Origin of the sequence: Microbispora sp. H10885 (assembly GCF_014161415.1) — a bacterium.
Lineage (GTDB): Bacteria > Actinomycetota > Actinomycetes > Streptosporangiales > Streptosporangiaceae > Microbispora > Microbispora triticiradicis.
On record NZ_JABBWY010000001.1, the window covers coordinates 1,005,397 to 1,022,295 of the forward strand.

At 70.1% G+C, this 16,899-nt stretch carries 19 protein-coding genes and 1 tRNA gene; 8 read left to right on the forward strand and 12 right to left on the reverse strand.

The features are described from left to right. The first annotated feature begins 121 nt into the window (after positions 1 to 121). Both HHX37_RS36225 and HHX37_RS04550 read left to right on the forward strand, forming a co-directional pair. Entirely contained in the window at positions 122 to 1,045 is a 924-nt protein-coding gene (locus HHX37_RS36225; protein ID WP_259406151.1) for a 4Fe-4S binding protein, read from the forward strand. 90 nt (positions 1,046 to 1,135) lie between these two features. Further along, the gene (locus HHX37_RS04550; RefSeq protein ID WP_182884571.1) at positions 1,136 to 1,999 is read left to right on the forward strand and encodes a M48 family metalloprotease; all 864 of its coding nucleotides are present in this window, start codon (positions 1,136 to 1,138) and stop codon (positions 1,997 to 1,999) included. A gap of 36 nt (positions 2,000 to 2,035) precedes the next feature. Here HHX37_RS04550 and HHX37_RS04555 read toward each other — a convergent pair whose 3' ends face one another. The 9 genes from HHX37_RS04555 to HHX37_RS04595 form a co-directional block, all read right to left on the reverse strand. Further along, positions 2,036 to 2,611, reverse strand: coding sequence for a pyridoxamine 5'-phosphate oxidase family protein (locus HHX37_RS04555; protein ID WP_182872777.1), 576 nt, complete (start codon positions 2,609 to 2,611; stop codon positions 2,036 to 2,038). Positions 2,612 to 2,698: 87 nt separating this feature from the next. Further along, entirely contained in the window at positions 2,699 to 3,439 is a 741-nt protein-coding gene (locus HHX37_RS04560) for an amino acid ABC transporter ATP-binding protein (protein WP_182883082.1), read from the reverse strand. After that, complete coding sequence (locus HHX37_RS04565) at positions 3,436 to 4,275, reverse strand: amino acid ABC transporter permease (protein WP_182884572.1); 840 nt, start codon at positions 4,273 to 4,275, stop codon at positions 3,436 to 3,438. Before HHX37_RS04565 ends, HHX37_RS04560 begins: the two co-directional genes overlap by 4 nt. After that, positions 4,272 to 5,192 (reverse strand): ABC transporter substrate-binding protein, encoded by a 921-nt coding sequence (locus HHX37_RS04570; protein ID WP_182872774.1) that lies wholly within the window; start codon positions 5,190 to 5,192, stop codon positions 4,272 to 4,274. The genes HHX37_RS04565 and HHX37_RS04570 overlap by 4 nt, the downstream gene beginning before the upstream one ends. 109 nt (positions 5,193 to 5,301) lie before the next feature. After that, the gene (locus HHX37_RS04575) at positions 5,302 to 5,814 is read right to left on the reverse strand and encodes a MarR family winged helix-turn-helix transcriptional regulator (RefSeq protein WP_111697995.1); all 513 of its coding nucleotides are present in this window, start codon (positions 5,812 to 5,814) and stop codon (positions 5,302 to 5,304) included. 33 nt (positions 5,815 to 5,847) lie between these two features. After that, complete coding sequence (locus HHX37_RS04580) at positions 5,848 to 6,663, reverse strand: YceI family protein (protein ID WP_182872773.1); 816 nt, start codon at positions 6,661 to 6,663, stop codon at positions 5,848 to 5,850. Between the two features lie 2 nt (positions 6,664 to 6,665). Next, the gene (locus HHX37_RS04585) at positions 6,666 to 9,263 is read right to left on the reverse strand and encodes an MFS transporter (protein WP_220502562.1); all 2,598 of its coding nucleotides are present in this window, start codon (positions 9,261 to 9,263) and stop codon (positions 6,666 to 6,668) included. Between the two features lie 159 nt (positions 9,264 to 9,422). Next, positions 9,423 to 9,914: a YajQ family cyclic di-GMP-binding protein gene (locus HHX37_RS04590; RefSeq protein ID WP_111697993.1), complete on the reverse strand. Its 492-nt coding sequence runs from the start codon at positions 9,912 to 9,914 to the stop codon at positions 9,423 to 9,425. A gap of 54 nt (positions 9,915 to 9,968) precedes the next feature. Then, a complete protein-coding gene (locus HHX37_RS04595; RefSeq protein ID WP_310740258.1) occupies positions 9,969 to 10,454 on the reverse strand; it encodes a GNAT family N-acetyltransferase in 486 nt (161 codons plus the stop codon). Positions 10,455 to 10,601: 147 nt separating this feature from the next. Between HHX37_RS04595 and HHX37_RS04600 the strand changes: the two genes are divergently transcribed. Together HHX37_RS04600 and HHX37_RS04605 are read left to right on the forward strand one after the other, a co-directional pair. Next, positions 10,602 to 10,683, forward strand: a tRNA-Tyr gene (locus tag HHX37_RS04600). Positions 10,684 to 10,837: 154 nt separating this feature from the next. Beyond that, on the forward strand, positions 10,838 to 11,014 hold the full coding sequence (locus tag HHX37_RS04605; protein ID WP_182884693.1) for a hypothetical protein: 177 nt from the start codon (positions 10,838 to 10,840) through the stop codon (positions 11,012 to 11,014). A gap of 67 nt (positions 11,015 to 11,081) precedes the next feature. On the opposite strand, the gene sigJ is transcribed toward HHX37_RS04605, so the two are convergent. Then, positions 11,082 to 11,975 (reverse strand): RNA polymerase sigma factor SigJ, encoded by an 894-nt coding sequence (gene sigJ / locus HHX37_RS04610; protein WP_259406152.1) that lies wholly within the window; start codon positions 11,973 to 11,975, stop codon positions 11,082 to 11,084. Between the two features lie 107 nt (positions 11,976 to 12,082). Between sigJ and HHX37_RS04615 the strand changes: the two genes are divergently transcribed. Beyond that, a complete protein-coding gene (locus tag HHX37_RS04615) occupies positions 12,083 to 12,445 on the forward strand; it encodes a hypothetical protein (RefSeq protein ID WP_182884574.1) in 363 nt (120 codons plus the stop codon). Positions 12,446 to 12,524: 79 nt separating this feature from the next. Here HHX37_RS04615 and HHX37_RS04620 read toward each other — a convergent pair whose 3' ends face one another. Then, complete coding sequence (locus tag HHX37_RS04620) at positions 12,525 to 13,157, reverse strand: AAA family ATPase (protein ID WP_182884575.1); 633 nt, start codon at positions 13,155 to 13,157, stop codon at positions 12,525 to 12,527. 269 nt (positions 13,158 to 13,426) lie between these two features. Here HHX37_RS04620 and HHX37_RS04625 point away from each other — a divergent pair, with 269 nt between their 5' ends. The 3 genes from HHX37_RS04625 to HHX37_RS04635 are packed head-to-tail and all read left to right on the forward strand — an operon-like array spanning position 13,427 to position 16,428. Next, positions 13,427 to 14,359, forward strand: a complete 933-nt coding sequence (locus tag HHX37_RS04625; protein ID WP_182884576.1) for a hypothetical protein — start codon at positions 13,427 to 13,429, stop codon at positions 14,357 to 14,359. A gap of 51 nt (positions 14,360 to 14,410) precedes the next feature. After that, a complete protein-coding gene (locus tag HHX37_RS04630; protein WP_182878003.1) occupies positions 14,411 to 15,082 on the forward strand; it encodes a response regulator transcription factor in 672 nt (223 codons plus the stop codon). Next, positions 15,079 to 16,428 carry a sensor histidine kinase gene (locus HHX37_RS04635; RefSeq protein WP_182884577.1) on the forward strand — a complete coding sequence of 450 codons (1,350 nt, stop codon included), beginning with the start codon at positions 15,079 to 15,081 and terminating at the stop codon, positions 16,426 to 16,428. The genes HHX37_RS04630 and HHX37_RS04635 overlap by 4 nt, the downstream gene beginning before the upstream one ends. Before the next feature lie 10 nt (positions 16,429 to 16,438). Here the strand turns inward: HHX37_RS04635 and HHX37_RS04640 are convergent, their stop codons facing one another. After that, the gene (locus tag HHX37_RS04640; protein ID WP_182883071.1) at positions 16,439 to 16,759 is read right to left on the reverse strand and encodes a hypothetical protein; all 321 of its coding nucleotides are present in this window, start codon (positions 16,757 to 16,759) and stop codon (positions 16,439 to 16,441) included. Between the last annotated feature and the right edge of the window lie 140 nt (positions 16,760 to 16,899).

Consider the following 16,899-nt stretch of genomic DNA (forward strand, 5'->3'; position numbering starts at 1 on the left):
TTCCACCCATCCTGTGGACAACCCTGGGGACGGGGCTGTGGACGATGTGGAAAACCACGGGGACGGAGCCGCGCGCCCGGCCGCCGTCCACAGTGCCCGATACGGTGCGCGAAGATGAGGTATGGCGTGCGTACCAGGAGAAGGACCGGGCGGGGATCCGGCCGCGATCGCGCGGCAGGCGCCGTACGGGCCGGAGCCGGGGCAGTACCCGGAGGTCCGCCCCGACCTGCCCGCGCGCAGCCGGGGCGTGATCGCTCTGGTGGAGGAGAACTGCACCGTCTGCATGCTCTGCGCGCGCGAGTGCCCTGACTGGTGCATCTACATCGACTCGCACAAGGAGACGGTCCCGGCGCCGGGAGGCGGGCGCCCGCGTGCCCACAACGTGCTCGACCGCTTCGCGATCGACTTCTCGCTGTGCATGTACTGCGGCATCTGTGTCGAGGTGTGCCCGTTCGACGCGCTGTTCTGGTCGCCGGAGTTCGAGTACGCCGAGTACGACGTCCGCGACCTCCTGCACGAGAAGGACAGGCTCGGCGAGTGGGTCGCGACCGTGCCCCCGCCGCCCGGGCACGAGGTCGGCGCCGAGCCGCCGAAGGGGCCGCTCAAGGGGCCGTCGGCGGGCGCGCGCGGGCAGTTGGCCCGGCCGCCGGTCACGGGGCCGGCGAAGGGGCCCGACGAGGGCGCCTCCGTCGCGGAGGAGGCTGCGGGGCGGCCCACGGGACAGGGGATCACGCAGCCCGCAGGCCCGGAGGCGGGCCGGGCGCCGGAGGGCGGCGCGGTGGAGCGCCCCGGCGCTCCCGGGCAGGAACCAGCGCCAGCGCGCGGGACCGAACCCGCGGACGGTCCCCGGAACGGCACCGCGAGCAGTCCCGGGAACGGCGCGCCGCAGGGCTCCCGGACCGGCACCGCGGGCGGTCCCGGGAACCGCCCCCGGCGCGAGCCGCCGCGCGCCATGCGCGACGTCCGCTCCATCCGGCCACCCGGCTCACTGCCGAAGAAGTCCCGGCAACCCGGTGAGAAGGGCGGTCCCGAGGGGGAGAGCTGACCTCTCGCACGCCGGAGCACCTCACGGGGAACGTTCGCCCAGGACCTGCGCGTTGGTAGGGCTGGACGCACCCAACCGTGAGGAGGAGGCGTGCACCACAACCGCCTGCGCACCGCGGTCCTGCTGGGGGCGCTGTCCGCGTTCCTCCTGGCGGCCGGGGTCTGGCTGGGGGGCGGCGCCGGTGCTCGGATCGCCGTCGTGGTCGCACTCGCGACCTGCGGCGTCGCCTACTTCACGGCCGACAGGATCGCGCTGTCGGCCCTGCGGGCCCGGCCCGTGGCCGAGGTCGAGCAGCCGCAGCTCTACCGGGTCGTCCGCGAGCTGTGCACGGAGACCCGCAGGCCGATGCCCCGCCTGTACGTGTCGCCGACCATGCAGCCCAACGCGTTCGCGACCGGCCGCAACCCGCGTGATGCCGCCGTGTGCGTCACGCACGGCCTTCTCGGGCTGCTGGACGAGCGCGAGCTCAAGGGGGTGCTCGGCCACGAGCTGTCGCACATCAACAACCGGGACACGCTGATCTCGTCCGTCGCGGGCGCGCTGGCCACGATGATCACATATTTCGGGTACGTCGGCCTGTTCTCCGGCTTCGGCTCCGGCTCCGGCGACAAGGACGACGGGCCGGGGTTCGTCGGCGCCGTCCTGGTGATGATCCTCGGCCCGGTCGCGGCGACCATGATCCAGATGGCGATCTCCCGGTCCCGGGAGTTCGCCGCCGACGACGCGGGCGTACGGCTGACCGGTGACCCGCTGGCTCTCGCCTCGGCACTCCGCAAGATCGAGATGGAGGCGCGCCGGCTTCCCCTTCCGGAGAACGGCAGGCTCGCCTCCGCCGGCCACATGATGATCGTGAACCCGTTCCGCTGCGCCGGGCTCGGCCGGCTGTTCGCGACGCATCCGCCGGTCGCCGCGCGGATCGCCCGGCTGGAGCGGATGGCCGGTTACCGGCGCTGACGCGGCGCCGAGAGCGCGGCCCGGCGCCGGCGGCGTTCAGGAGTGCTGCCGGACCGGGTCGGTCTCCTCGGGGCCGAGCGCGGGCAGGCCGTCGATGCTCTCCCGGTTGTTCTTGGCGCGGTAGTCCCGCCGCTGCTGGACGTCCTTGCGCCCGGCCCAGTCGTCGAGCAGCGCCCGGTCCTGCTCGTACGCCATGAAGGGCACCGAGTAGCCGCAGGAGTCGGCGATGCGGTCGCAGGACACCACGATGACCGAGCGCACCCCCGGGTGCGGCCCGAAGAGCGTGAGCAGCCCGGAGAAGTCGGCGTCGCCGGGAGTCACCACCCGGCCGGTGCCGAAGAGCCGCACGATCTTCGGCGGCCCGGCGAAGGCGCAGAACATCAGCGTGACGCGCCCGTTGTCGCGGATGTGGGCGATGGTCTCGACGCCGCTGCCGTCGAGATCGAGGTACGCGACCGTCGTGTCGTCGATGACCGCGAAGGTGTCCGCGTAGCCCTTGGGCGACACGTTGACGTGGCCACCCTGCTCGGGGGCCGTCGCCACGAAGAAGACGGGTTGTGCGGAGACGAACTCACGCAGCCGGTCGGTGAGCTTTTCGTAGACCTTGCCCATACTGCGACGATAACCCGGGCCACCCGCCCGGCAGCCACCCCGTCCACAGGGTGGACTGCCGGGAGAGCGGGGTCTCAGGTGCCGGGGTCAGGTGCCAGGGTGCAGCACCCGGCGCAGGAACTCGCGGGTCCGCTCGTGCTGCGGGTCGGCGATGACCTGCTCGGGCGGCCCGTCCTCGACGATCACGCCGCCGTCCATGAACACCACCCGGTCGGCGACCTCGCGGGCGAAGCCCATCTCGTGGGTGACGACCAGCATGGTCATGCCGTCCTCGGCGAGCTGCCGCATGACCGACAGCACGTCGCCGACCAACTCGGGGTCGAGCGCCGAGGTCGGCTCGTCGAACAGCATCAGCGAGGGGTTCATGGCGAGCGCGCGGGCGATGGCCACGCGTTGCTGCTGACCACCGGACAACTGGGGCGGATAGGCGTCGAGCTTCTCGAGCAGGCCGACCTTCTCCAGGTTCTCCCTGGCGACGCTGTCGCACTCGTCCCGGCGCCGCTTGAGCACCCGCTCCTGGGCGATCGTGACGTTCCGCCGCACGGTCAGGTGCGGGAACAGGTTGAACTGCTGGAACACCATGCCGATCCGCCGCCGGGCGGCGTCGATGTCCACGTCCGGGTCGGTCAGGTCGACGCCGTCGACGATCACCTTGCCGGAGGTCGGCTGCTCCAGCAGGTTGACGCAGCGCAGCAGCGTCGACTTCCCCGAGCCGGACGGCCCGATCACGCAGACCACCTGGCCGCTCTCGACGGTGAAGTCGATGCCGCGCAGGACCTCCAGGCTGCCGAACGACTTGTGCAGGTCCTTGATCTCGACGGTGCTCATCGGCTCGCTCCCTGACGAGACTCCAGCCGCCTGGCGACGTACCCGAGGGGGATTGTGATCAACAGGTACGTCAGGCCGGACATGAGGATCGGCGTGGGGTTGGCGAAGGTGGACGACTGGTCGTTGCCGAACTTGGCCAGCTCCACCTGCGCGGCCGTGACCCCGAGGAACAGCACCAGCGAGGAGTCCTTGAACAGCAGGACCAGCTCGTTGGTCAGCGGCGGGATCACGATCCTGATGGCCTGCGGGATCACGATCGAGACCATCGCCCGCATGTACGGCATGCCGAGCGAGCGCGCCGCCTCCATCTGTCCCCTGGGCACCGCCTGCAGGCCGGCGCGGAACGTCTCGGCCATGTACGCCGCCGACACGAGGCCGAGGCCCAGGGCCGCCTGGCCGTACACCTCGCCGGGCACGTGGAAGCCGGGGAACGCGAGCGGCAGGCTGCCGATCATCAGGAAGATGACGAGCGCGGGCAGCCCCCGGAAGATCTCGACGTATCCGGCCGCGACCCAGCGGTACGGCGCCACCGACGACTGACGCATCAGCGCCAGCAGCAGGCCGACCACGAAGCCGAAGGCGTACCCGGTGACGGTGTAGATGACCGTGTTCCGCAGGGCGACCGTGAACAGCTGGGGGAGGCCCTTGCCGGCCACGTCGAGGTTGAGGAACGACTCGCGGATCGCGCCCCAGTCGGCCAGGGCGGCCAGGACGACCACGAGGACCACCAGCAGGGCGTACTGGACGCCCCGGCTGATGCGCTGTTTCCGGCGCGGGCTGAGCCCCTTGCGGGGCTCAGCCGGGGAGGATGCCTCCTGCTCGCTCACAGCACTCATGATCCGGCGGCGGGCGACTCGGTTCCGGTCGTGGCCGGGCTCTCACCGGTCGTGGCGCCGTCCGAGGCGCCGCCGGTCGCGGCGCCCGGCTCGGTCCCGAACCACTTCTTGTAGATCGCGTTGTAGGTGCCGTCCGACTTCGCGGCGGCGAGGACCTCGTCGATGACCTTCTTGAGCGCCGTGTTGTCCTTCTTCATGCCGATGCCGTACTGCTCACCGGTGTCGAGGCTGGCGACCTGCTCGAACTTGGCGCCGACCTCGGGCTTCTTCAGCCACGTCAGCACGACCGGGAGGTCCTGCACGATGACGTCCGCCTGGCCGGTCTGCAGGCCGAGCAGCTCCTTGGGGGAGTCGGCGAACTCGATCGGCTCGAAGCCCTTGCCCTTGACGTAGTCGAGACCGGTCGTCGACGCCTGCGCGCCGAGCTTGAGGTTCTTGGCCTTGACGTCGTCGAGCGAGGTGACCCCGCTGCCCTTCTTGGCCATCAGCGCCTGGGTGGCGTCGAAGTACGGCTCCGAGAACAGCAGGTTCTGCTTGCGCTCGTCGGTGATCGTCATGCCGGCGGCGGCCACGTCGCACTTGCGGGAGTTGAGCGCGGCGCCGCTCTTGATCGCCGCGAAGTCGATGTCGACGATGTCCTGCGTCACGCCCAGCTTCTTGGCGACCAGGTCGACGATGTCCACGTCGAACCCGACGACCTTGTCGCCCTGGTTGAACTGGAACGGCTCGTACGGGATGTTCGTACAGGTCGTGATCTTGCCGCCGTTGATGAGGGCGACGGTGTTCGGGCCGGCGGGAGCCGTCGCGGCCGAGTCCGAGCCGCCCGACTCGCCCCCGCAGGCGGTCACCAGGAGGACCGTCGCCAGCGCCGCCGCGCCGATGCCCGCCGCTTGCCGATAAGTGGACCAGGGAGCCACGCGGCCTCCTCGCTCTAGTACGTGAACTGTACAGAGGCGCAGTTTAGGGGCACGTTATGACGCTTTTGTCACAGGGTGAGGTCTCCTGGTAACAGCTGGGACTCCGGAGTCAGGGGTGCATGCCCTCGGTCAGTGTGTTGAACCTCTCCAGCATCCCGGCGAGCAGCCGCACGTCCTCCTCCGGCCAGGCGGCGAGCAGTGTGCGCAGCTGTCCCTGGCGCGCCGCCCGCGCGTCGTGGAGCCGTCTGTGCCCCTCCTCGGTGAGGGCCAGCAGGTGGGCGCGGCCGTCCTCGGGGTCGGGGCTGCGGACGATCAGCCCGAGCTCCTCCAGCACCTTGAGCTGGCGGCTGATCGTCGCCCGGCCCACCCGCAGATAGGCGGCCAGATCGCTGGAGCGCATGGGCGAGCTCTGGTCGATCCGCACGAGCAGGCCGTACGCGCCGGGGTCCAGCTCGGGATGCACCTTGCGTCCCATCCCGGCGGAGAACGCCTGGGAGCGCCGGAGCAGGATGGCGAGCTGCCGCTCGACCGCGCAGTACGCCTCGTGCGCCTCCTGAACCGTCTCCTGTCCCTCCTGGGTCTCGGCCGCGGGCGGCCGGAGAGAGGTCCCCGTCTCCGTCATGGCCTGCCTCCTCCTGACTGCCTGTGGCAGGGTCTACCCGCGCACCGCCTGGATGTCCAGCTCCACTTTCAGCGTCGCCCCGATCAGTGAGATGCCGGCCTGGACGATCTGGTTGTACGTCATCGCGAAATCCTCCCGGCGCAGCTCGGTGACCGCGCGGAAGGCCGCCCGCAGCCCACCCCACAGATCCGGGCCGGTGCCGAGGTACGCGAGGTCGAGATCGACCGGGCGGCTCACGCCGCTCAGCGTCAGCACGCCGTGCACCGTCCACCGGTCCGGGCCCGCCGGCGACAGCCCGGTGCTCCGGTACGTGATGACCGGATGCTCCGGGACGTCGAGGAAGTCCGCCGACCGCAGGTGATCATCGCGCATCTCGTTGCCGGTGTCGATGGACGCCGCCACGATCTCGGCGACGACCGACGACTCCTCCGGCGTCGCGCCCATGTCGATCCGGCCGGAGAACTCGGTGAACCGCCCCTGCACGCTGCTCAGGCCGAGGTGCCGGGCCGTGGCCGACACCTTGGAGTGCGCCGGGTCGATCGTCCACACCCCGGGCGGCGGAAGCTCGGTGCCGCCCTGGCGGGCGAGCACGAGTGTGCCGGCCTCCGCCGCCCCCGAGGCGGTCGCGATCGCGGTGGACGCGGCCGGCGCGTACCCGATCGCGGTCGCGACCACCGTGTAGACGCCCGGGGCCAGCGGGGCGGTGGCGACCTGCCCGTCGGCGTCCGCCTCCGCCCGCGCGACCTGGCGCCCCGCCGTGTCGGTCACGGTGACGATCGCGTGCTGGACGGCCCAGCCGTCCGGGGTCCGGACCGACGCGTGCAGTCCCCGGGGGACCGTCGTGGACATGCTCATTCCGGGTGCCCCAGCCACACGTCGTACGGTTCGTCGCCCTGCCCGTCGAGGTTCAGGGAGTTCGCGACGGGCGGGTAACCGGTCGCGACGACGGTGTAGCGGCCGCCGGTGAGGTCGGTGAAGGCGTACTCGCCGTCCTCACCGGTGGTCACCACGCTCACCACGTTGCCCGCGGCGTCGAGCAGTGTGACCCTGGCGTCCGCCAGCGGCACGCCGTCCCGGACGCGGACCGTGCCGCGCACCCGCGCGCCGGGCAGCAGCACGACGTCCTGCCGGGTCTGCCCGGTGCCGAGCACCTCGATCGGGACCGCGGCCGGGCGGTACGCCGCGCCGCTGACCGTGAGCGTGTAGGTCCCGGCCACCACGCCGGAGAAGGAGAAGCCGCCCTCGGCGTCGGTCGCGCCGGTCGTGACGACCTCGCCGCGCACGTCCGTCACCACGACCATCGCCTCGGCGACCGGCCCGCCGTCGGTGCCGCGCACCGTGCCGACGAGCCGTCCCGAGGCCGCGAGCACCATGTCGAAGTCCACCGGCTGCTCGCCGACGACCAGCGTGGCGACCTGTGGGTCCCGGTCGCCGGCCGACGCGATCAGCACATACGTCCCGCCGCCCGGAGCCGCGAGCGCGTAGCCGCCGTCGTCCCGGGTGACCGTACGGCCGAGCTGGTGACCGCGCACGTCGATCAGCGTGAGCACGGCGCGGCCCACGGGCACGCCGTCCTGGCCGGTCACGAGCCCGCGGATCTCCACACCGCCCTGACCGCTCCGGCCGCCGCCGGTGCCGTACGCCTCGGTCTCCGCGACGCTCGCGTACGGATGCTCGCGCGTGGCGGTGAGGACGGACGGCTCGGGGGCGAAGGGCTGGGTCTCGAGGTGGTGGGGGACGGCGCCGAAGCCGTTGGGCGAGGTCGTGTCGGTCCCGGTTGTGTCTACGCCGACTGTGACGGGCGTCTGCCGGTCGCGCTGGGCGTGGCGGCCGGGTGCGGAGCCGTTCCTTCCGCGGGCGGGCTCCGTCAGGGCGGGCTCGGGCTCCGCCGGAGCCTCGGCCTGGACGGTGTGCGCGCTGGTCCGCAGCGGGACCTCCTTGATGAACAGCACGGCGATCAGCGCGAGGAAGGCGACCGGCGCGGCATAGAGGAACAGGTCGCCGATCCCGTGGCCGTACGCGCCCTCCACGGCGGTCCGGATCGGCGCGGGGAGCGCGGAGAGCTTCGGAATCGTGCCGCTCTCGCCGCCGGTGCCGTCGACGCCGATCGCGGAGAGGTTCTCCTGCAGGTAGGTCCGGACGCGGTTGACCATCACGGCGCCGAGCGCGGAGACGCCGATCGCGCCGCCGAGGGAGCGGAAGAACGCGACGACCGCGCTGCCCGCGCCCAGTTCCTCGGCGCGCACCTGGTTCTGCACGGCGAGCACGAGGTTCTGCTGGCTCATGCCGACGCCCACGCCGACGAGGAACATGAAGACGGCGACGAGCCAGTAGTCGGTGTCGTACCGCAGCGTGCCCATGAGCGCGAAGCCGGCGGTGAGGAAGAACGTGCCGGAGACGAGGAAGACCTTCCAGCGTCCGGTGCGGGTGATGATCTGCCCGGAGACGGTGGAGGAGAGCGCGAGGCCGAGGATCATCGGCAGCGTCATCAGGCCGGCCACGGTGGGGGTCTCGCCGCGGGCGAGCTGGAAGTACTGGCTGAGGAAGGTCGTGCCGCCGAACATGCCCACGCCGACCAGGACGCTGGCGATCACGGCGAGGCTGATCGTACGGACCCGGAACAGGTGCAGCGGGACGATCGGCTCCCTGGCCTTCGTCTCCACCAGCAGGAACAGCGCGGCGAGCACGAGGGCCCCGCCGACCATCGCGCCGGTCTGCCACGACAGCCAGTCGTACTTGGTGCCCGCGAAGGAGACCCAGACCAGCAGCAGCGAGACCGAGGCCGCGATCAGGACCGAGCCGCCCCAGTCGATGCGCACGTCACGCTTGACCACCGGCAGGTGCAGGGTCTTCTGCAGCACGATCAGCGAGATGATCGCGAACGGCACGCCGACGTAGAAGCACCAGCGCCAGCCGAGCCACGAGGTGTCGACGATCAGGCCGCCGATGAGCGGTCCGCCGATCGTGCCGACGGCGAACACCGCGCCGAGGTAACCCGAGTAGCGGCCCCGCTCCCGCGGCGGGATCATCGCCGCCATGATGACCTGGGCGAGGGCGGTCAGGCCGCCGACGCCGAGGCCCTGCACCACCCGCGCCGCGATCAGCATCGAGGGGTTCTGCGAAAGGCCGGCGATCGCCGAGCCGATCACGTACACGGTCAGCCCGAGCTGGATCAGCAACTTCTTGCTGAACAGGTCGGCGAGCTTGCCCCAGATCGGCGTCGAGACCGTGGTCGCGAGCAGCGTCGCGGTGATCACCCACGTGTACGTCGTCTCGTCCGCGTGCAGTTCCGCCGTGATCGTCGGGAGCGCGTTCGCCACGACGGTGGACGACAGAATCGCGACGAACATCCCCAGCATCAGACCCGAGAGCGCCTCCAGGATCTCCCGGTGCGTCATCGCGGGGGCCGCCGCGCCTGGCGGCGTCTCCCTGGTCATCGCGTTCGCCATCAAAGCCCCTCTGCGCTTGAACTTAGTTTCCCTAAGCAATCATACGCTGATCGTTGCTTGGGGCAACCAAGTGGTCATGATGGTGGGGTGTCCAGACACGACAAAGGCCCTGAACCCGCAGGTCAGGGCCTTAGCGCTGGTTTTCGGCTGTGACCGGTATCACCGGTAGTTGACGAACTGGAGGGCGATGTCGAGGTCCTTGCCCTTGAGCAGGGAGATCACCTCCTGGAGCTCGTCCTTCTTCTTGGAGCTGACCCGGAGCTCCTCGCCCTGGATCTGCGCCTTCACGCCCTTAGGGCCCTCGTCCCGGATCAGCTTGGAGATCTTCTTGGCGTTCTCCTGGTCGATGCCCTCCTTGAGGGCCACCACCAGGCGGTACTCCCGGCCGGACGGCTTCGGCTCACCCGCGTCCAGAATCTTGAGGGACAGGTTGCGCTTGACGATCTTCTCCTTGAAGACGTCGAGGACCGCGTTGGCCCGCTCCTCGCTGTTCGCCTTGATCTCGATGTCCTTCTGCCCCGACCAGGAGATGCTCGCGCCCGTGCCCTTGAAGTCGAAGCGGTGCCCGACCTCCTTGACCGTCTGGTTCAGGGCGTTGTCGACCTCCTGCCGGTCGATCTTGCTCACCACGTCGAAACTGCTGTCGGCCATCGGTGTCCGTGTCCTCTCTCCGTTGCCCTTCGAGATTAGTGGGCCCCGCCGGGATCAGAGGTCTTTCCTCATCACGACGCGGGGCGCCACCTCTATGCCGAGCGCCCGTTCGTGCTCGACCAGCGCGCTGAGTCCCGGCCCCCACTCAGAGGGCTGGATGACGCGGAAGCCGCGTCGCGCGTACCAGGGCGCGTTCCACGGCACGTCCCGGAACGTCGTCAGCGTCACCGCCCTGTTTGTTGTTTGCGGGGCGGCGGCAGTCGCGAAGACGGCCTCGAGAAGCCGGGTCCCGATCCCCTGATTGGCGTGGCCGGGATGCACGGCGATCTGCTCAAGGTGCGTCAGGCCGTCGACCACCCCGAGCAGGGCGAACCCCACCGGCGGCCGACCGGCCACGATGACACGCGCGGGATCGTCGCACTCCTCGACAACCGTGGTGCCGGGCGGGAAGACGATGCCGAGCGGCGCGAACATCCCGTCGGCTGCTCGCTCGATCTCTGGGAGGCCCGCGAGGTCCGCCGGCTCGGCCTGTCTGATCACCGTCCCACTATGACCGCCGGTCTGCCGCGCCCGCTCCTGGGTTTCCGGACCCGCCGCTGTCCAGGACCGACCCGGACGGAACCCATGTCACGTGCACCCGGGAAGTCCGCTATTCTTCTACCTGTCGCCGCGGCGAGCGGAAGACACGGCAGGTTGCCCGAGTGGCCAAAGGGAGCGGTCTGTAAAACCGTCGGCTCAGCCTACGCAAGTTCGAACCTTGCACCTGCCACACTAGGCAAAAGAGGCCCGTCACCAGCGCGAACACGGTGACGGGCCTCTTGCTGTGTGTCCGGCTGTCCCCGGCTGGCAACGGCGTTCTACGGCTCGTCGCGGCCAATACGCGGCTAAGTGTTCAGCGCTTCGTGACTTGCAGGATCCGGCGCATGGCCTCGCCTTGCTGCCCGAGCGAGTGGTATCGCAAGCTGGGCGATCTCGGTCGCGCCCGTGAGCACCTCCAGCAGGCCCGAGCCGGGATCGGTGCGCTTGGCGACGACGAGTGTGGGCAGCTCATCAAGGGTGGCCTGGAGCGGCTGGCCGAGCAGTTGGGTGAGACTGTCTGACTGAGACCGCGGCGAATCGCCGTACCAGCTGTCGATCTTCGTTATAGGTGCTCCGAGCGGGGTGAAGTCAGCCGTCTTGCGCCCACGGGCCCAGCTTCTCCGGATTGCGGACCGCCCAGATCCGGGTGACGCGGCCGTCGGCGACGTCGAACGAGGCTACGGTCGTGACGACACCGGCATACTGGGCCACCAGGCCCGGCACACCGTTGACCGACCGCTCCAGGAGTTCGAGCCCCGGAGCCTTGTCGGCGATGGCGACCATGTATTGGGCGATGCGCGCGCCGCCTTCGATCGGGCGCAGGACCGTACCGACCATGCCGCCGCCGTCCGCGATCATCACGGCGGCCGGGTCGAGGAGGTCGACGAGGGCCGCGATGTTCTTCGTCTCCCATGCCTGTTTGACGTGCCGCACCGTGTCGGCCTGCCCGGCCGCCGTCACCGGCGCGTGCGCGACGCCCACCCGTCGCCGGGCGGAGGCCGCCAGCTGCTTGCAGGCCGCAGGGGTCCGGCCGAGGACGCCGGCGATCTCGGTGAAGGGGTAACGGAAGACGTCGTGCAGGACGAACGCCACCCGCTCGGCGGGCGTCATCGACTCCAGGACGACGAGGAAGGCCATGGCCACCGATTCGTCCAGGACCATCTGGTCGGCGGGGTCGGTGCCGTCGCCGTGGTCCCACTCGGCGCGGTCGGGCAGCGGCTCGGGCAGCCACGCGCCGACATAGCGTTCACGCCGGGCCCGCGCCGAGCCGAGCACGTCCAGGCAGATGCGGCCGGTCACCGTCGTGAGCCAGGCGCCAGGGGACACGATCTCCTCCCGCCGACTTGGCGGCAGCGCGTACCAGCGCGTGTAGGCCTCCTGTACGGCGTCCTCGGCCTCGGCCAGTGAACCGAGCAACCGGTAGGCGACATTGATCAGTTGACGCCGCTCACCGGCTATCTCATCGGTGCTCGTCCCAGCCATCCCCATGCTCCCGACCGCTCCTCACCTTACCTTTCGCGGGCCCGCGTCGTCGGGCTGGTGAGACCGTATCGATCTACTGCCCCAGGGGCGGAACAGGGGACCGTGACATGGCCACTCAGGCGACGGCACACAACAGCTTCTCGTTTCTGCGAATCGCGATCACCGTGCAGACCCTGACCATCTTCTTTCAGGCGGTCTCGGCCGGACTGCTGCTGACCTCGTCCTACGGAGAGACGCTGCACAGTGTCGGAGCGCGCGTGATGTACGGGGCGTCGCTGCTGTACGTGCTCGCTGCGGTGCTGGCGTGGAGGATGGGCGGCGGCTCGCCCCGGCCCGTCTGGCACGCATCCGGTTTCCTCGTCCTCGCCTCCGTTCAGGTCGCGCTCGGCATCGCGCACGTACCGTCGGTCCATCTCCCCCTTGGCGTCCTCATGTTCGGGTTGAGCGTGCTGGCGCTGGTGCGGCGCTGAGGTCCGATACGGAGCACAACGGGATCACTGAGGTCCTGCTCGACTTCCTCGCGCTGGCGCGCACTGCCGAGCCAGCCGGTCAGTCGAGCCGGATGTGCTTGATCCCTGTCCAGGCCCGGCGGAGGCGCCCTCGTAGTGCGTTGTCCGTGTTCGGGGTCAGGGTCAGTCCGGCCGAGGCGGCGATGTGGTCGGCGACCTGCGGGATCGTGAGGCGGTCGGTCCATACATGCTCGGCGAACTCCTCCTCGCGCAGGCGCTCTAGGCAGAGGTCGAGTTTCGCTACGGCGAAGCTCTCCCGGCGCAAAGGGGCGTCCTTTCCTCTGACGAACTGCACAACATGCCCGAAAGCGCGCTCACGTAGCCGTCGCAGTACCGTTTCGCGTTCGGCCAGTAGCGCGAAGTGCCGGACGTCATGGCCGCGCTCTCTGAGCCGGCCGATGGTCTCTTGGAAGTAGGTTGGCTCCACGATCGTCATCGGTGCGATCACCGTGCCGTCGTGCTTGGCGAGGGCCAGGTCCAGCACCTCGTACACACCTTGCCGCCAGGCCGGAAGGTCCTGGAAGTCTCCCCGCAGAAGCGGGGGCATCATCCGACGTAGGCCGAAGCCGACGTGTTCGGGGTCGCAGATGACGCTGCCGGGTAGCCTCCGCTGGATCTCGTGCGCGGTCTGCGTCTTGCCGCCGCCGAAGGGGCCATTGATCCATAGGAGCACGAACAGACCCTACGGAAACTCAGGCCCGGCGTCGTCTTCCCGCGGCGCAGCCCTGTGTGGTGATTCGGACGGGGGGACGGCGGTCGGCCGCCTGGGGAGAGGCGACCTGGGCGGGGGTGGGCCGCCGAGAAGGCTGTACGTCGTCCCGGCCGGTGCGCCGTTCTAAGGAACCTTTAAAGGTGGCTGAAACCACGCCAGAGGCCGCGATGTTTGTGTCGTCTCCACGGCGCCGGTTCTCGTCCGGCGCTCCGTGGACGAAAGGCATCACGATGATGAAACGCACACGGCTGGTCCTGGCCACGGCAACGCTCGCCACGCTGGCCGCGACCGGTACGGCCGCGGCGGCCGATCCTGCCCCGGCATCCGGCGCCGCGAGATCCGACACCGCGACGGTCAAGGTAGAAGGGAAATCCAGGGCGGGCGCGAAGGCCGATCTGGCCGCGATCGCGGCGAAGCTGGGGGTGACGGCTGATCGGCTAGACGCCGCGTTGGTCGCGGCCAAGATGTCGCTGGCCAAGTCGGACGGTGTTAGGCCGGAGGCGTTCGTCGAGGCGGTCGCGGCCGATCTGGGGCTGCCGGTCGCGCGGGTCCAGGAGGCTCTGCGGCCGATCGTCGCCGAGCCCGCGCCGGGTGACGACCACCGGGGCAAGCTGGACGGTATGGACAAGAAGGCCCCGGACGGCCGGCAGGACTCGTCAGGCAAGCCCGGAGCGGGTGTGGAGGCCGATCTGGGCGCGATCGCGGCGAAGCTGGGGGTGACGGCTGAGCGGCTCGACGCCGCGCTGGTCGCGGCCAAGATGTCGCTGGCCAAGTCGGCCGATGTCACGCCGGACGCCTTCGTCGAGGCGGTCGCGGCGAAGCTGGGGCTGCCGGTCTCTCAGGTCCAGGACGCTCTGCGGCCGTTGATCGCCGAGCCCGCGCCGGGCGACGACCACCGGGACAAGCTGGACGGCATGGACAAGAAGGCCCCGGACGGCCGGCAGGACTCGCCGTTCACCACCGACGCCGCGGCGGCGTCTCTGGCCGCGGCGCTCGGTGTCGACCAGGCCAAGGCCAAGGCCGCTCTGGCCACTCTGGTGACGTTGGGCAGAGTCGATGTCACGTCCAAGACCTTCGGTGACATCGCCGCCTCGCTCGGGGTCGGCTCCGACCGGCTCGATGCCGCGTTGAGCGATCTGAAGCGGTCACTGAGCAAGGGCTGACGGCCACCGCGTCTCACACGGCTTCAGGATCGACGGCGAGGATGGGCGACCATGCGGATACTTGTGGTGGACGACGACCCGGCCGTGCGGCGGTCTTTGGAGCACGCGTTGCGCCGGGACGGCTACGACGTGTCGTCCGCCGCTGACGGGGCGTCCGCACTCGCCGAGCACGGCGTGTTCCGCCCGGACGCGGTGGTTCTCGACGTCCTCATGCCCGAACCGAACGGGCTGGAGGTGTGCCGGATGCTGCGTTCGGGCGGGCACGACACTCCGATCCTGATGCTCACGGCCCGGGACCTGGTCACCGACCGGGTCGCCGGGCTCGACGCCGGTGCCGACGATTACCTGGCCAAGCCGTTCGCCTTGGAGGAGCTGCGGGCCCGGCTCAGAGCCCTGCTCCGGCGCAGCGGCGCCAGGGCCGAGGTGCTGCGTTTCGCCGACGTCGAGCTGGACGTGAGCGGCTGCAGGGCCGAGCGCGCCGGTCGGCGCCTGGACCTGACCAAGACGGAGCTGTCCCTGCTGGAGCTGTTCCTGCGCAATCCCGGCCGGGTGCTGAGCCGGACCCAGATCTTCGAGTCCGTCTGGGGTTACGACTTCGGCCCGGAGTCGAACGCACTGTGGGTCTACGTCAGCTACCTGCGAAGCAAACTCGAATCGGACGGCGGCAGCAGATTGATCCAGACGGTGCGCGGCCTTGGGTATGTCCTGCGCGAGGAGCCGTGAACCTGCGCACCCGGCTGGCCATCGCCGGCGGTTCCGTGGTCGCGGGCGCCCTGGTGCTCGTGTCGGTGGTCCTGTATCCGGCGGTGAACGCCAACCTCCGTGGCCAGATCGACAACACGCTGGTCGTGGCCGCCGGCCAGGCGCCGAACGTGGCCGCGGCGATCAAGGCCAAGTTCAGGGACGTCAACGGGGAGCCGGGCTTCCCGACTGTTCCGCTGGGGATCGGGAGCACCCAGCTGCAGATCGTGCCGGAGCCTGTCCGGATCGGGCCGTCGACGGAGTTCGTCGACATCACCGCTCGCGACGTCGCCGTCGCGGACGGCATCGAGGGCGCCTACTTCCGTGACGCGGTCTACAACGGCGTCGTCTACCGCGTCTACACCGCCCAGTTGCCCGACTCACCGGGGACGCTCGTGCGCACGGCCATCCCGGAGTCCGATCCCGCACCCACGCTACGCGAGCTCGCCTGGCTGCTCGCCGGCTCGACGGTGGCCGCCGGACTTCTCGCGGCGCTGGCCTCACGCCTGGCGGCACGCCGCGTCCTCCGCCCGGTGCACCAGCTCACCGAGACGGTCGAACTGATCCGTACGACCGGCGACCTGTCCATAGCGATTCCCGCGGACAGCCGGGATGAGATCGGCCGGCTCGGCGCCGCGTTCGCGGCGATGACCGCCGCCCTGGACGAGTCGGTCGGCGCCCAGCGCCGTCTGGTGGCCGACGCTTCGCACGAACTGCGCACACCGCTGACGAGCCTGACGGTGAACCTTGAACTGCTGGCGGAGAACCCGGCCGACGCGCAGGCCCCGCTCCTCGCCGCCGAAGCGCTCGGCCAGGCCGGCGAACTCACGACGCTGGTCAACGACCTGGTCGACCTGGCCCGCTACGGCCAGGCGCCGTACCACACCGAAGACGTCCGCCTCGACCTCGTCGCCGAGCGCGTCGCGGCCCGCGTGGCGCGCCGGGCGCCACAGATCGAATTCGAGCTGGCCTGCGCGCCCACTCTCGTCCACGGAGACCCCGACGCCCTGGAACGCGCCGTCGCGAACCTCGTCGACAACGCCGTGAAATGGAGCCCGTCCGACGGCCGGGTGAGGATCAGCGTCAGGGCGGGGACCCTCGAGGTCGCGGATACCGGCCCAGGAATCCCGGACAGCGACCTCGAATTCGTCTTCGACCGCTTCTACCGCTCTCCGGCGGCCCGCGCGCATCCTGGCTCCGGACTGGGCCTGGCCATCGTCCGGCAGGTCGCCGAGGCCCATGGCGGGACGGCCGAAGCCGTGCCGTGTCGAAGCGGCGCGTTACTGCGTCTCGTGCTGCCGACGTGCGTCGAACACAGGGAACCCTAGCTACATCGCCTCACGCGTGGTCGAGCTCCGTTCGACAGGCGAGTACGAAAGCCTTCCGTGCTTCCTGTGTCTTGTGCAGAGCGTCAAAAGCTCGGTCTTCGTCCAGCTCTCCGCGCCCGTTCAGGACAGGTTCGAGGATCACATCGAGCTGAGCATGCGCCGCGTACAGCTCCTTACCCTTGAGCGCCGGCTCGAGTCGGCCATCCAGCTCGAGTACGGCGTAGACGCGCCTGAGCTCGGCGACCTGGGCAACGGCGAGCTGGAGACTCCCGGCTTCTGCCTCTGTCGGGTCTCGTGTCACCCATGCCCCAAGTCCGATGTCGGTGAGCACTCGACTCATTCGCTGAGTCATGACATCTGAAGCCGACAAGAAACTGGCGTAGGTCGCACGTCGGAGACCGTCAAGGGCTGCCTCGTGCTGGCGCCTCAACTGCACTCTTTCCCGGACCGCAGTTCCATACAAGGTCAGTC